Source organism: Nocardioides aquiterrae, assembly GCF_039526625.1.
Taxonomy (GTDB): Bacteria; Actinomycetota; Actinomycetes; order Propionibacteriales; family Nocardioidaceae; genus Nocardioides; species Nocardioides aquiterrae.
Genome location: NZ_BAAAJE010000002.1, coordinates 605,814 through 619,615, shown reverse-complemented (window position 1 = coordinate 619,615; position 13,802 = coordinate 605,814). Strand labels below are relative to the sequence as shown.

General features: G+C 72.0%; 18 protein-coding genes. 10 read left to right on the top strand and 8 right to left on the bottom strand.

Annotated elements, in window-relative coordinates:
• The first annotated feature begins 13 nt into the window (after nt 1-13).
• Nucleotides 14-652: an IclR family transcriptional regulator gene (locus ABD086_RS05615; RefSeq protein ID WP_343906406.1), complete on the top strand. Its 639-nt coding sequence runs from the start codon at nt 14-16 to the stop codon at nt 650-652.
• Between the two features lie 3 nt (nt 653-655).
• Here ABD086_RS05615 and ABD086_RS05610 read toward each other — a convergent pair whose 3' ends face one another.
• The 3 genes from ABD086_RS05610 to ABD086_RS05600 are packed head-to-tail and all read right to left on the bottom strand — an operon-like array spanning nt 656 to nt 3,139.
• Nucleotides 656-2,299, bottom strand: a complete 1,644-nt coding sequence (locus ABD086_RS05610) for a SulP family inorganic anion transporter (RefSeq protein ID WP_343906404.1) — start codon at nt 2,297-2,299, stop codon at nt 656-658.
• A complete protein-coding gene (locus tag ABD086_RS05605) occupies nt 2,296-2,628 on the bottom strand; it encodes an ArsR/SmtB family transcription factor (RefSeq protein WP_343906402.1) in 333 nt (110 codons plus the stop codon). The genes ABD086_RS05610 and ABD086_RS05605 overlap by 4 nt, the downstream gene beginning before the upstream one ends.
• 31 nt (nt 2,629-2,659) lie before the next feature.
• On the bottom strand, nt 2,660-3,139 hold the full coding sequence (locus tag ABD086_RS05600; protein WP_343906400.1) for an Lrp/AsnC family transcriptional regulator: 480 nt from the start codon (nt 3,137-3,139) through the stop codon (nt 2,660-2,662).
• A gap of 82 nt (nt 3,140-3,221) precedes the next feature.
• On the opposite strand from ABD086_RS05600, the gene hppD reads away from it, so the two are divergent.
• Nucleotides 3,222-4,415: a 4-hydroxyphenylpyruvate dioxygenase gene (gene hppD, locus ABD086_RS05595; protein WP_343906399.1), complete on the top strand. Its 1,194-nt coding sequence runs from the start codon at nt 3,222-3,224 to the stop codon at nt 4,413-4,415.
• A gap of 82 nt (nt 4,416-4,497) precedes the next feature.
• On the opposite strand, the gene ABD086_RS05590 is transcribed toward hppD, so the two are convergent.
• Nucleotides 4,498-5,718 (bottom strand): MFS transporter, encoded by a 1,221-nt coding sequence (locus tag ABD086_RS05590; RefSeq protein WP_343906397.1) that lies wholly within the window; start codon nt 5,716-5,718, stop codon nt 4,498-4,500.
• The gene (locus ABD086_RS05585) at nt 5,715-6,149 is read right to left on the bottom strand and encodes a MarR family winged helix-turn-helix transcriptional regulator (protein WP_343906395.1); all 435 of its coding nucleotides are present in this window, start codon (nt 6,147-6,149) and stop codon (nt 5,715-5,717) included. Before ABD086_RS05585 ends, ABD086_RS05590 begins: the two co-directional genes overlap by 4 nt.
• Before the next feature lie 54 nt (nt 6,150-6,203).
• On the opposite strand from ABD086_RS05585, the gene ABD086_RS05580 reads away from it, so the two are divergent.
• Entirely contained in the window at nt 6,204-6,734 is a 531-nt protein-coding gene (locus tag ABD086_RS05580) for a DUF1697 domain-containing protein (protein WP_343906393.1), read from the top strand.
• 189 nt (nt 6,735-6,923) lie between these two features.
• Nucleotides 6,924-7,934 carry a type IV toxin-antitoxin system AbiEi family antitoxin domain-containing protein gene (locus ABD086_RS05575; RefSeq protein WP_343906391.1) on the top strand — a complete coding sequence of 337 codons (1,011 nt, stop codon included), beginning with the start codon at nt 6,924-6,926 and terminating at the stop codon, nt 7,932-7,934.
• Between the two features lie 91 nt (nt 7,935-8,025).
• Here ABD086_RS05575 and ABD086_RS05570 read toward each other — a convergent pair whose 3' ends face one another.
• From ABD086_RS05570 to ABD086_RS05560, 3 genes are read right to left on the bottom strand one after another with little or no spacing between them, the layout of a single operon-like run.
• The gene (locus ABD086_RS05570; protein ID WP_425571541.1) at nt 8,026-8,805 is read right to left on the bottom strand and encodes an enoyl-CoA hydratase; all 780 of its coding nucleotides are present in this window, start codon (nt 8,803-8,805) and stop codon (nt 8,026-8,028) included.
• On the bottom strand, nt 8,789-9,364 hold the full coding sequence (locus ABD086_RS05565) for an isochorismatase family protein (protein ID WP_343906387.1): 576 nt from the start codon (nt 9,362-9,364) through the stop codon (nt 8,789-8,791). Before ABD086_RS05565 ends, ABD086_RS05570 begins: the two co-directional genes overlap by 17 nt.
• Complete coding sequence (locus tag ABD086_RS05560; protein WP_343906386.1) at nt 9,361-10,659, bottom strand: nicotinate phosphoribosyltransferase; 1,299 nt, start codon at nt 10,657-10,659, stop codon at nt 9,361-9,363. The genes ABD086_RS05565 and ABD086_RS05560 overlap by 4 nt, the downstream gene beginning before the upstream one ends.
• 40 nt (nt 10,660-10,699) lie before the next feature.
• Here ABD086_RS05560 and clpS point away from each other — a divergent pair, with 40 nt between their 5' ends.
• Genes clpS through ABD086_RS05530 form a run of 6 tightly spaced genes read left to right on the top strand, consistent with a single transcriptional unit; the run spans nt 10,700 to nt 13,784 of the window.
• A complete protein-coding gene (clpS, locus tag ABD086_RS05555) occupies nt 10,700-10,990 on the top strand; it encodes an ATP-dependent Clp protease adapter ClpS (protein ID WP_343906384.1) in 291 nt (96 codons plus the stop codon).
• A 15-nt stretch (nt 10,991-11,005) separates the two neighbouring features.
• On the top strand, nt 11,006-11,590 hold the full coding sequence (locus tag ABD086_RS05550; RefSeq protein ID WP_343906382.1) for a DUF2017 domain-containing protein: 585 nt from the start codon (nt 11,006-11,008) through the stop codon (nt 11,588-11,590).
• A 10-nt stretch (nt 11,591-11,600) separates the two neighbouring features.
• Nucleotides 11,601-12,077: an NUDIX hydrolase gene (locus ABD086_RS05545; protein ID WP_343906380.1), complete on the top strand. Its 477-nt coding sequence runs from the start codon at nt 11,601-11,603 to the stop codon at nt 12,075-12,077.
• Between the two features lie 9 nt (nt 12,078-12,086).
• The gene (locus ABD086_RS05540; RefSeq protein WP_343906379.1) at nt 12,087-12,524 is read left to right on the top strand and encodes a M67 family metallopeptidase; all 438 of its coding nucleotides are present in this window, start codon (nt 12,087-12,089) and stop codon (nt 12,522-12,524) included.
• Between the two features lie 13 nt (nt 12,525-12,537).
• A complete protein-coding gene (locus ABD086_RS05535; RefSeq protein WP_343906378.1) occupies nt 12,538-12,816 on the top strand; it encodes a MoaD family protein in 279 nt (92 codons plus the stop codon).
• A gap of 2 nt (nt 12,817-12,818) precedes the next feature.
• Nucleotides 12,819-13,784 carry a PLP-dependent cysteine synthase family protein gene (locus ABD086_RS05530; protein WP_343906377.1) on the top strand — a complete coding sequence of 322 codons (966 nt, stop codon included), beginning with the start codon at nt 12,819-12,821 and terminating at the stop codon, nt 13,782-13,784.
• The last annotated feature ends 18 nt before the right edge of the window (nt 13,785-13,802 follow it).

Genomic DNA, 13,802 nt, shown 5'->3' with positions numbered 1-13,802 from the left:
CTACAGTGGGCAGGTGCCGGCCGAGACCTCCCAGACGCTGGACCGCGGACTGCGCGTCCTGGACGTGCTGGCCGCGTCCACCGCGGGGCTGACCGTCACCGAGCTCGCCGCGGCCCTCGACGTCAACCGCACCGTGGTCTACCGGCTGGTGAGCACCCTCGAGCAGCACGCGCTGGTCCGCCGCGACCCGCGGGGCCGGCTGTACGTCGGCCTCGGGGTGCTGCACCTGGCCTCCGCCGTCCAGCCGGTGCTGCGCGACCTCGCCGTACCCGTGCTGCGGGACCTGGCCGAGAGCCTCGGCTGCACCGCGCACCTCACGGTCGCCGACGGCGAGGACGCGCTGGCGCTGGCGGTCGTCGAGCCGTCGTGGACCGACTTCCACGTCAGCTACCGGGTCGGCTCCCGGCACCCGCTGACCCGGGGCGCCGCCGGCAAGGCGATCCTGCTGGGCCGGCGGCCGGGCGCGGAGCCGTTCGCCGTCACCGAGGGCGAGCTCCAGCCCGGCGCCCGCGGCCTGGCCGCGCCGGTGACCGGCGTGGACGGGCTGGAGGCCAGCGTCGGCATCGTCACCATCGGCGACATCGACGTCGACGTGGTCGCCCCGCGGGTCCGCCGGGCGGCCGCCGAGGTCGCCGCGCGGCTGTCGTCCTAGCGGTCAGCCCACCCGCGACACGTGCTGGCGTGCGTGCGCGATCGCCTCCGGCGTGCTCACGAACAGGTGACGCTCGTGCGCGAGCCGGTCGTGGACGCCGAGCTCGCGCAGCACTCGCTCGTGCGCGGGCCGCACGCCCGAGAGCAGCACGGTGATGCCGCGTCCCTCCAGCCGGCTGACGGTGTCGGCGAGCACGTGCGCACCGGTCGCGTCGAGCGTGGTGACGTGCGACATCCGCAGGATCACCACGCGCACGTCGCTGACGTCGGAGAGCTCGAGCAGGAAGTCGTGCGCGGCGGCGAAGAACAGCGGGCCCTCGAGCCGGTAGGCCACGACGTGGTCGTCGAGCAGCGCCTGCTCCTCGGACCGGTGGTCCTCGTCCGCGGTCAGCGGCACCTCCTCGACCCGGGCGGTCGCGGCGGTCTGCCGGATGGCGACGAAGCCGGCCAGCAGGAGTCCGAGCAGGACGGCGGTGACCAGGTCGAACGCGAGCGTCGCGACCGCGGTGACGACCAGGACGGCGCCGTCGCCGCGCGTGGACCGCACGAGCGCGGACACGCTGGAGACGCGCACCATCTGCACCGCCGTGGCGATGAGGACCCCGGACAGCGCCGCGAGCGGGATGTCGCCGACCCAGCGGGCGACCACCAGGACGACGAGCAGCAGCACGACCGCGTGCGTGAGCGCGGCCAGCCGGGACCGCGCGCCGGACCGCACGTTCACCGCGGTACGCGCGATCGCCGCGGTCGCGGGCAGCCCGCCGAAGAGCGGGGAGCCGAGGTTGGCCAGGCCCTGCCCGATCAGCTCACGGTCGGGGTCGTGCCGCTCGCCGACGGTCATCCCGTCGGCGACGGTGGCCGAGAGCAGGCTCTCCAGCGCCGCGAGGGCCGCGACCGCGATCGCCGGCAGCACCAGCGTGCCGAGGTCGGAGAGTGGTACGCCGGGCAGCTGCGGGGCCGGCAGCCCGCTCGGGATGTGGCCCACGGGAGTGGCCCCGAGCCCGAGCAGCGAGTTCGCCGCCGTCGCCGCCACCACCGCCAGAGGGGCGCCCGGCAGCGTGGGCCGCACCCGGGCGAGCCCCAAGATCGTGACGACCACGGCGACCGTCAGGCCGAGCGGGACCCACCGCGGATCGCGCACCCAGCCCTCGACCGCGCGCCCGGCGAGCACCAGCACCTGCTCGGCGTGTGCGTCGACGCCGAGCGCCGCCGGCAGCTGCTGGAGCCCGATGATCGCGGCGATGCCGAGCGTGAACCCTTCGACGACCGGCACCGGGACGTAGCGCATGACCCGGCCGGCGCCGGCCCAGCCGAGACCGACCAGGACCAGGCCCGCAAGCAGCCCCACCACGAGGACGCCGTCGGCGCCGTGCGCGGCCACGATCGGCACCAGGACGACCGTCATCGCGCCGGTGGGACCGCTGACCTGGACGTGGCTCCCGCCGAACACGGCCGCCAGCGCGCCTGCAACGACAGCGGTCACCAGGCCCGCGCCCGCTCCCAGGCCCGAGCTCACACCGAAGCCCAGCGCCAGCGGCAGCGCCACCAGGCCGACCATCACGCCGGCCAGCGGGTCACGGCGCAGGTCGGCGCGCGACCAGTCCGAGCGCCGCGGCAGCAGGGCTGCGGCGCGGGTCGCGGCGCTCACCGCGGTGTCGGGGTCGACACCCGGGCCGGCGCGGCGTCGACGTGGACGATCCCGCCCAGAATCTGCCGGGCGGCGAGCAGGAGGTCGCGCACCTCGGGCACGCTCACCGAGTAGATGACCTCGCCGCCCTGCCGGAGGGAGACCACCAGCGACGTACGCCGCAGGACCGCGAGCTGCTGGGACAGGTTGCTCGGCTCGATGTCGATCTGCTCGAGCAGCTCGTGCACCGCGTGGTCGCGCTCGGAGAGCAGCTCGAGGATGCGGATCCGTGCCGGGTGGCCCAGCGTCCTGAAGAACTCGGCCTTGGCCTGGTAGAGGGGCACACCCATGGCTCGCACTCTACAACACATGAAGATGTGTTCATGCCGTGGTGGTCGTCGCGGCGCGGGCCAGGGGCCGCACCCGGTAGGGCACCTGGGTCGCCAGCGCGATCACCGTCGACGACCGGACGATCGCCGGGTGCTCGAGCACCGCGTCGATGACGCGCTGGAGGTCGGCGTTTGACCGGGCCACCACGCGCGCCCACATGTCGCCGGCCCCGGTGATCGTGTGCACCTCCAGCACCTCGGGGATCGCGGCGAGGTGCGCGCCGACCAGGTCGTGCCCGCCCTGGCTGGTCTCCTGGCGGATCTCCAGGGTCAGGAACGCCGTCACCGGGAAGCCCAGCGCCTCGGGGGAGAGGTCGGGTCCCCAGCCGGTGATCACCCCGGTCGCGGCGAGCTTGTCCAGGCGTGCCTGCACGGTGCCGCGGGCGACCCCGAGCCGGCGGGACGCCTCGAGCACGCCGACCCGCGGGTCGGTGGCGAACAGCTCGATCAATCTGCCGTCCAGGTCGTCCATCGGTCCGCCTCTCAGTGGACAAGTTGCGCAGCGTGTCGGCTCACTGTTGCACAGACTGCCCGGTCCCCACCACGCTGCGCCCATGACGTTGACACCTGACGAGCTCAAGGCCGACCTCACCCTCGAGCAGCTCAAGGAGCTGGTCGGGCTCGTGGAGTACGACGCCGCCCACGACCCGTTCCCGGTGACCGCCCAGGACGCGGTGTGCTTCGTCGTCGGCAACGCCACCCAGACCGCGACGTTCTACCAGCTCGCGCTCGGCATGGAGCTGGAGGCCTACCGCGGCCCGGAGACCGGCTGCCGGGACTCGAAGTCCTACGTGCTGCGCTCCGGCAGCGCCCGCTTCGTGTTCACCGGCGGGGTCACCCCGGACAGCCCGGTGCTCGACCACCACCGCAAGCACGGCGACGGGGTCGTCGACCTCGCGATGGAGGTCCCGGACGTCGACAAGTGCATCGACCACGCCCGGAGGATGGGCGCCACGATCCTGGTCGAGCCCCACGACGAGTCCGACGAGTTCGGCACGGTGCGGATCGCCGCGATCGCGACGTACGGCGAGACCCGCCACACCCTCGTCGACCGGTCGCGGTACGGCGGCCCGTACCTGCCCGGCTACGTCGCCGCCACCACCAAGGTCACCCGCCGCGAGGGCCACCCGAAGCGGCTCTTCCAGGCCATCGACCACTGCGTCGGCAACGTCGAGCTCGGCCGGATGGACGAGTGGGTGGAGTTCTACAACAAGGTGCTCGGCTTCACGAACATGGCCGAGTTCATCGGCGACGACATCGCCACCGACTACTCGGCGCTGATGTCGAAGGTGGTCGCGAGCGGCAACCACCGGGTGAAGTTCCCGCTGAACGAGCCGGCGATCGCGAAGAGGAAGTCGCAGATCGACGAGTACCTCGAGTTCTACGACGGCGCCGGCTGCCAGCACATCGCGCTGGCGACCAACGACATCCTGCGCAGCGTCGACATCCTGCGCGAGAACGGCATCGAGTTCCTCGACACCCCGGACTCCTACTACGACGACCCCGAGCTGCGCGCCCGGATCGGCGAGGTGCGGGTGCCGATCGAGGAGCTGAAGAAGCGCAAGATCCTCGTCGACCGCGACGAGGACGGCTATCTCCTGCAGATCTTCACCAAGCCGATGGGTGACCGGCCTACTGTGTTCTACGAGTTCATCGAGCGGCACGGCTCGCTGGGCTTCGGCAAGGGGAACTTCAAGGCCCTGTTCGAGGCGATCGAGCGCGAGCAGGAGGCTCGGGGGAACCTCTAGCCCCACGTACTCCCTTCTGGGAGGGAGCAACGCCCCGGCCGCCAGTGGCAGCCGGGGCGTTGATGCGTCGCCGGGCGTCGGGTCAGGCGAGGTCGCCGACCAGCTCCGCCTCCGCCTCCTCGGCGCCGTGCACGGGAGCCGCGCCGTCCAGCGCGCGGCGGATGACCGGCGTACCGGCGGCGATGATCACCACGCCGACGGCGATCGCGATCGCGCCGAACCAGAACGGCGCGTGCACGCCCTGGTGCTCGAACAGCTTCATCGCGACGTACGGGCCGACGGCGCCGCCGGTGAACCGGACGAAGGAGTACGCCGCGGACGCGACCGGCCGCTCGACCGGTGCGGCGCCCATGACGGCCTCGGTGACCAGCGTGTTGTTGATGCCGAGCAGCGCGCCGACCGTGACGATGCCGACGGTGATGACGGTCTCGCTCTCCGCGAACGCCGCCATCAGCCCCATCACCACCGCGAACAGCGCGAGCACGGAGGTCAGCGTCGGCAGCGTCCCGAACAGCCGCTGCAGCCACGGGGCGACGACCACGGAGGTGAACGCGAGCAGCACGCCCCACCCGAAGAACGTCCAGCCGATCTGCATGATCCCGTAGGTCGGCAGCGCGAACGGGCCGGCGGCCATCAGCGTGAAGAAACCGAGGTTGTAGAAGACCGCGACCAGCGCGAGCAGCAGCAGCGCCGGGTGCCGCAGGGCGCGGAACGGGTCGGCCAGCGACGTACGGCGTCCCTGGGGCGGTGTGGTCGGGAGGAAGAACGCGGTGGCGACGACCGCGATCGTCATCAGCGCGGAGACGCCGAAGAACGGCGCTCGCCAGGACTGCTCGCCGAGCAGGCCCCCGACCAGCGGGCCGGACGCGATGCCGAGCCCGAGCGCCGCCTCGAAGAGGATGACCGCCTGGGCGACCGAACCCTTCGACGACTGCACGATCGTGGCCAGCGCGGTCGCGACGAACAGCGCGTTCCCGAGGCCCCAGCCGGCGCGGAACCCGATGACGGCGCCGACGCTGTCGGACGATCCGGCGAGCGCGGCGAAGACGATGATCAGCACCAGGCCCGAGAGCAGGGTGCGCTTCGCGCCGATCCGGCTCGACACCACGCCGGTCACGAGCATCGCGATGCCCATCACCGCCATGTAGCTGCTGAACAGCAGCGAGACCTGGCTGCCGGTCGCGCCGAGGTCGGCCGCGATCTCCTTGAGGATGGGGTCGACGAGGCCGATGCCCATGAAGGCGATGACACAGGCGAAGGCCACCGCCCAGACGGCCCGAGGCTGCTTGAGCAGGGAACTCACGAACTTCCTTCCTGGAGGCTGGTGTCGCCGAGGACGGCGCGGAGCACGGCGACGGCCGTGCCCAGGTCCTCGGCGGTGATGGTGGGGTGGTCGGCGACGATGCCGGCGACGCGTGCGCCGAACGCCGCCCGGACCCGGGTCAGCTCGGCGCGCCCGGCGTCGGTGAGCGTGACGACCGAGGCCCGCGCGTCGTCGGGGTTCGGTGCCTTGCTGACCCAGCCCTCGTCGACCAGCTGCGTGACGGCTCCCGACATCGACGGCTGCGAGGAGCGGTCGAGGTCGGCGAGCCGGGTGATGCCCAGCGGCCCGAACTCGTCGAGGAGCGACAGGATCCGGATGCCGGCGGGCAGGTGCAGCTCCCGGCGTACGGCGCGGACCAGCCGCGCGGCGTGCACGACCAGGTCGCTGGCGAGCTCGGCGGCGGTGGTCACGGGGACATAATGCATCGGAAACCTATGCAATTCCCAGTCCGGCAGGATGTGGCCATGGCCACGTACGTCGGGTTCCTCCGCGCGATCAACCTGGGCGCGACCCGCAAGTTCCCCAAGGACGCGATCGCGGCCGCCGTCGAGGCGGTCGGCTTCAGCGGTGTCGAGACGTACATCAACACCGGCAACGTCCGCTTCGAGACCCCGCTGCGCTCCCGCGCGCGGATCGAGGCGGCGCTCGAGGACGCGTTCCTCGCGGACCGCGGGTTCGAGGTGCCGACGATCGTGTTCACCCCGGCCGAGCTGCGCGAGATCGCGGCCGACGCCGAGAAGTTCGCCGACGGCCACGAGGGCCGCCACTACGTCTCACTGCTCAAGAAGACACCGACGGAGGCGCAGATCGCCGCGATCCACGAGCGGTCGTCCGCGGAGGAGGTCGCCCGGGTCGGCGGCCGCGCCGTGCACCTGCTGCTCGGCTCGAACTATCACGAGGCGAAGCTGACCAACGCGGTCGTCGAGCGGCTCCTCGGCGTCGCCACCAACCGCAACCTCACGGTCATCCGGGCGCTGGCGGAGAAGTGGTGCTGACCGCCCCTCGCATGTAACGCGGGGTTAGCCCGACTAGGAACCCGCTGCAACGGGATCTCAGTTGGGACAACCCCGCGTTACAGCTGCTCCGGGACCAGGAGACGTCCACAGCAGGCCGCTCGAGCGCGTGTGTCCACCGCCCCGGGTCGCGCCCGGCGAAGCCCTGCGGCGAGCGCGCACCCTCGTGGGATGAAGCAGCCTCCGTTCGCGTACTACATGCCCCGGCAGCACGGGTTGATCCTGCGGCGGCAGGCCGTCGCCGGCGGGATGACCACCCACGAGGTCGACGGCCTGGTTCGGTCGGGGGAGTGGGTGGCCGTCCGCCGCGGCGTCTACACGACCCGGGCACACTGGGAGTCCCTCGACCCGTACGTCGGTCGTCCGCAGCTGGAGGTGTGGGCGGCGACCCTGACCACTCGGACGCCACACTTCGTCAGCCATGACAGCTCGGCGTACCTCCACCGACTCCCGATCCTCGAAGCGCGACCGCGGCTGGTCCACGTCACCCGGATCGGGGCACTGGGAGGCCGCACCCGCCACGGGATCAAGCACCACAAGGCGCCGGTCCTGGACGAGCAGATCGTCTTCATCGACGGCCATCCGGTGCTCGACATCCCACGGACCGTCGCCGACATCGGCCGCGAGCACGGGGTTCGGAACGGCGTCGTGGCAGCCGGCTCCGCGTTGCGGATGGGGGTGCCGCGGTCTGCCCTGCGCGCGGCCGTTGCGCCCATGCGCAACTGGCCCTACGTCACTCGCCCGCGACTCGCGGTCGAAGTGGCAGACCCGCGCTGCGAGAGCCCCGCCGAGGACCTCACGCTCCTGATGCTCACCCAGCTCGGCCTCGGGTTCATCCAGCCGCAGTTCGGCATCCAGGAGGGTGGTCGGTACGCCTGGGTCGACTTCCGGATCGGTCGTCATCTGGTCGAGTGCGACGGATGGGTCAAGTACCTGCGCCAGACGCTCGGCGGCTACGCCGACCGCACGCCGGAGGAGGTCGTGTGGGAGGAGAAACGCCGCCAGGACTGGCTCTGTGGCTTCAAGCTTGGCATGTCCCGTGTGGTCTGGGCCGACCTCCAGGAGGACACCTGGCAGGCGACCCAGGACCGCCTGCACCGCGAGATCACCGACACCAACACGCGATTCGGCACCTCGATCGACGACCTCGCGCCGTACGTCATCCGCCGTCCGCGGCACTGATTGCCGGGCTGTAACGCGGTGTTACGGCCACTGTGATCCCGTTGCAGCGGGTTCAGAGCGCCCCTAACACCGCGTTACATGCTGATCGGCGTCACTCGCCGCGGAAGACCGGCCGCCGCCGCTCGGTGAAGGCGCGCATGCCCTCGGCGACGTCGGCGGTGCGCAGCAGGACCGTCTGGCCGGTGCGCTCCCGCTCCAGGGCGTCCTCGAGCGGGCCCAGGGTGGCGGCGTTGATCGCCTTCTTGGTGGCCGCGAACGCCAGGGGAGGGCCGGCGGCGAGGCGGGCCGCGAGCGTGGCGACGGTCTCGTCGAACGACGCGTCGTCGACCACGTGCGAGACCAGCCCGGCGTCGTACGCCGCGGTGGCCGTCAGCGGCTCGGCCAGCAGCGCCATCCGCAGCGCCCGGGCCCGGCCGATCGAGGCCGCCACCAGCAGCGACGACCCGCCGTCCGGCATCAGCCCGATCCGGGAGAACGCCAGCAGGAACGACGCGGACGACGACGCCACCACCAGGTCCGCGGCGAGGGCGACCGAGCAGCCGACGCCCGCGGCGACACCGTTCACGGCCGCGAGCACCGGCACCGGGCAGGAGACGACGGCGCGCACCATCCGGTTCGCGCGGTCCAGGGCGCGGACGTCGAAGCGCAGGTGGGCGTCCTCGCCGGAGATGTCGGCGCCCGCGCTGAACGCGCCGCCCGCGCCGGTCACGACCACGGCCCGGACGTCGTCCCGCGCTGACACCGACTCCACCTCGGCGGCGAACGCCGACGACATCTCGTCCGACATCGCGTTGAAGAGGTCCGGCCGGTTGAACGTCAGCGTGAGGACGCCGTCCGCGACCGACGTCAGCAGGTCAGGCAAGGACGACACCGGCGGCCGCCATCTCGGACACGGCGGCGGCCGAGGTCTCGGGGTCGACCCCGGCGCACAGCGATTGCAGCAGCCGGGTGGGGAACCCCGCCGCGACCGCGTCCAGCGCCGTCGCCCGCACGCAGTAGTCGGTCGCGATCCCGCAGACGTCCACCGCGTCGATCTCGTGCGCGCGCAGCCAGTCGACCAGGGCCACGCCGTCCACCGACCGGCCCTCGAACCCGGAGTACGCCGCCGCGTGCTCGCCCTTGAGGAAGATCGCGTCGAACGGCTGCGGGTCCAGGTTCGGGTGGAAGGCCTCCCCGTCGGTGCCGACCTCGCAGTGCACCGGCCACGAGCTCGCGTAGTCGGGGGAGGACGACCAGTGCTCGCCCGGCGCCACGTGGTGGTCCTTGGTCGCCACCACGTGCGAGTACGACGGCGCGCCCGGCCCCTGGGCGACCCAGGCCCGCAGCAGGGTCCCGATGTCGGCGGCCACCGCGGCGCCGCCCTCGACCGGGAGCGACCCGCCCTCGCAGAAGTCGTTCTGGACGTCGGTCACGATCAACGCGCGCGTCATGCCCCGACAGTAACGGTCGGGATCACGGGCTCGCCCCGGGACATCTGCTGGATCGCGACCGGCAGCTCGTCCCGCGCGGCCCGGTGCCGGTCGCGGGCCGCCTCGAGCGACTCGCGCCCGACGATCTCGCCCGACCGGACCAGCGGCACCAGCAGCGGCCGGTCGTCGCCGTCGTCCTCCGGCGGCGCCCCGATGCCGATCACCTCGGCCTCGGCGACCCCCGCCGGCGACCGGCGCCGCAGCGCGTACTTCCGGCCGCCGACCGAGATCTTGTCCACGCTCTTCTTCGCCACCGACACCATCGCGCCGTCGTCGGACTCGCGCGCGACCAGCTTGTAGACGAAGCCGCAGGTCGGGTGCCCGCTCCCGGTCACCAGCTGGGTGCCCACGCCGTACCCGTCCACCGGTGCGGCCGCCAGCGCCGCGATCGCGTACTCGTCGAGGTCGCTGGTGACGATGATCCGGGTCGAGGTCGCGCCCAGGGAGTCCAGCAGCTCCCGCACCCGGAACGCCTGCACGGCCAGGTCGCCGGAGTCCAGGCGTACGGCGCCGAGCGCGACGCCGGCGATCTCCACGCCGGCCCGGACCGCGGCCTCGACGTCGTACGTGTCGACCAGCAACGTCGTCTCCGTCCCGAGCGAGAGGACCTGGGCGCGGAACGCGTCGGCCTCGCTGTCGTGCAGCAGCGTGAACGAGTGCGCGCTGGTCCCCGCGGTCGGGACGCCGTACCGCTGCCGGGCCGCGAGGTTCGACGACGTCGCGAAGCCGGCCACGTACGCCGCCCGCGCCGCCGCGACCGCCGCCTCCTCGTGGGTGCGCCGCGAGCCCATCTCGATGCACGGCCGGTCGCCGGCGACCAGCGTCATCCGCGACGCGGCCGACGCGATCGCCGAGTCGTGGTTGTAGATCGACAGCAGCACGGTCTCCAGCAGCACGGCCTCGGCGAACGTCGACTCGACGATCAGCAGCGGCGAGTACGGGAAGTAGGCCTCGCCCTCGGCGTAGCCCCACACGTCGCCGCCGAAGCGGAACGACGCCAGCCAGTCGCGCGTCGGCTCGTCCACCACGTCGGTGAGCACCTCCAGCGTGGCGGCGTCGAACGTGAACGACTCGATCGCGTCGAGCGCCCGGCCGACGCCCGCGACCACGCCGTACCGCCGGCCCTCGGGGAGCCGCCGGGGGAACAGCTCGAACACCGAGCGGCGGTGCGCCGTACCCGACCGGAGCGCTGCCTGGAGCATCGTCAGCTCGTAGTGGTCGGTGAGCAGCGCGGTGGTGCGAGAAACGGGGGGCACGAAGATCAGTGTGCCAACATGACTGTGCAAATATGGGTGGGTGACCGCGCCCGTCGAGGTCGAGCCGACCACCACCACCGATGAGACCGTCCAGACGGCCAAGCCGTGGGTGACCATCGTCTGGAACGATCCGGTCAACCTGATGTCCTACGTCACCTTCGTCTTCCAGAAGTACTTCGGCTACCCGAAGAGCAAGGCGGAGAAGCTGATGATGGAGGTCCACGAGGACGGCAAGTCCGTGGTCAGCCACGGCACCCGCGAGGAGATGGAGCGGGACGTGCAGGCGATGCACGAGTACGGTCTCTGGGCGACGATGGACAAGCAGGATTGAGTTGAGCTGCCAGAGATGAGCGCCTTCCACCGACACCGGCGCAGCAAGCTGATCATCGCGAACTTCACCGGCTTCGAGGCCGACCTGCTGCGCTCGCTCGCGGGCCAGCTGGTCGAGCTGCTGCGCAACGAGGCCGCGGTGCCCCGCGACGACGCGGACCCGTTCGAGGCGATGATGGACTTCTCCGGGCCGACCCAGGAGCCCGAGGACCCGGTGCTCGCCCGGCTGTTCCCGACGGCGTACCCCAACGACGAGGAGGCCGCCTCCGAGTTCCGGCGGTTCACCGAGGGCGCGCTGCGCGACGGCAAGGCGGCCGCGGCGATCTCGATCATCGAGGGGCTCGAGGAGGCCGGACTGCCGCCCGAGCTCACCGAGGACGGCCTGATGATCGACGTCGAGCTCGACGAGGCGACCGCGGAGGCGTGGATGCGGTCGTTCACCGACCTGCGCCTGGCGCTGGCGACCCGGCTCGAGGTCGAGGAGGGCGACGAGGCCTACTGGGCCTCGCTGCCCGACGACGACCCGCGCGCCCAGGCGCACGACATCTACGAGTGGGTCGGCTACCTCCAGGAGACCCTGGTCGGGGCGCTGAGCTCGTGATGGGCTGCTGATGCCGATCCCGCCGTTCGTGGCCGAGCTGCGCGCCCTGGTCGGCACCCGCCTGCTCTGGCTCCCGGGCGTGACCGCGGTGATCCGGCGCGGCGACGAGATCCTGCTCACCCTCCGGGCCGACGACGGCGAGTGGGCGCCGGTCACCGGGATCGTCGACCCGGGCGAGGAGCCGGCCGTCGCCGCGGCCCGCGAGGCGATGGAGGAGGCGAACGTCACGGTCACCGTCGACCGGCTGGCCGCGGTGACCGTCGTCCCGGACGTGGTCTACAGCAACGGCGACCGGTCGTCGTACCTCGACCTCACCTTCGCCTGCACCTGGGCCGGCGGTGAGGCGCGGGTGAACGACGACGAGAACGTCGACGTCCGCTGGTGGCCGGTCGACGGGCTGCCCGCGATGACGCCGTCGACGCTGGCGCGCATCGAGGCGGCGCTCGCCGATGAGACCGCGGCGAGGTTCACCCCACCGCCCTCGTAGGCTGGAGACGTGCTCACCATCGACCGCGCGACGTACGACGCCATCGTCGCCCACGCGAAGCGGGACCACCCGGACGAGGCGTGCGGCATCGTTGCGGGCCCGGCGGGTACCGACCGGCCGGAGCGGTTCGTGGAGATGGTCAACGCCGCCGGCAGCCCGACGTTCTACGAGTTCGACTCCACGGACCTGCTCCACCTCTACAAGGAGATGGACGCCAACGACGAGGAGCCGGTGGTGATCTACCACTCGCACACCGCGACCGAGGCGTACCCGAGCCGGACCGACATCGGCCTGGCGATGGAGCCGAACGCCCACTACGTGCTGGTGAGCACACGCGAGGCGGGGAATAACGAGGGCCCCGTGGAGTTCAGGTCGTACAGGATCGTCGACGGCGAGGTGACCGAGGAAGAGGTCACCGTGGTCGACGAGCTGCCCGCCAGAGACTGAGGAGTCACACCCCATGGCCATCGAGGTCCGGATCCCGACCATCCTGCGCACCTACACCGGGGGCGAGAAGGCCGTCACCGCCGACGGCGCGAGCCTGAGCGCGCTGATCGACGACCTGGAGGCCAACCACCCCGGCCTCAAGGAGCGGCTGATCGAGGACGGCGACCTGCGCCGCTTCGTCAACGTCTACATCAACGACGAGGACGTCCGGTTCCTCGGCGGCCTCGAGGCCGAGCTCAGCGACGGCGACCAGGTCGTCGTCCTCCCGGCCGTGGCCGGCGGCGCCCGGTAGGCATGACCCGGTACGACAACCTCCTCGCCTCCGTCGGCAACACGCCGCTGGTGGGGCTGCCCCGACTCTCGGCCCAGCTCTCGGGGCCGGGCGGCGACGTCCGGCTCTGGGCCAAGCTCGAGGACCGCAACCCGACCGGCTCGATCAAGGACCGTCCGGCCCTGAAGATGATCGAGGAGGCCGAGAAGGACGGCACGCTGCGTCCCGGCTGCACGATCCTCGAGCCGACGTCCGGCAACACCGGCATCTCGCTGGCGATGGCCGCGAAGCTCAAGGGCTACCGGATCGTCTGCGTGATGCCGGAGAACACCTCCGAGGAGCGCCGCCAGCTGCTGCGGATGTGGGGCGCGGAGATCGTCTCCTCGCCCGCGGCCGGCGGCTCCAACGAGGCGGTCCGCGTCGCGAAGAAGGTGGCCGCCGAGCACCCCGACTGGGTGATGCTCTACCAGTACGGCAACGCCGCCAACGCCCTCGCGCACGAGGAGGGCACCGGCCCCGAGCTGCTCGCCGACCTCCCGTCGATCACGCACTTCGTCGCCGGGCTGGGCACCACCGGCACGCTGATGGGCGTCAGCCGGTTCTTCCGGGCGCACAAGCCCGACGTGCGGATCGTCGCCGCCGAGCCGCGGTACGGCGAGCTGGTCTACGGCCTGCGCAACCTCGACGAGGGCTTCGTGCCCGAGCTGTACGACGCCTCGCTCATCGACTCCCGCTTCTCGGTCGGCCCCCGCGACGCCGTCCGCCGGGTGCGCGAGCTGCTCGAGCTCGAAGGCATCTTCGCGGGCATCTCCACCGGCGCGATCCTGCACGCGGCGCTGGGCCAGGCCGCCAAGGCGGTCAAGGCCGGCGAGAGCGCCGACATCGCGTTCGTGGTCGCCGACGGCGGCTGGAAGTACCTGTCCACCGGCGCCTACGAGGGCACCGTCGACGAGGCCGAGGACCGGCTCGAGGGCCAGCTCTGGGCGTAGGCGCGGGTTTCGGCGGTC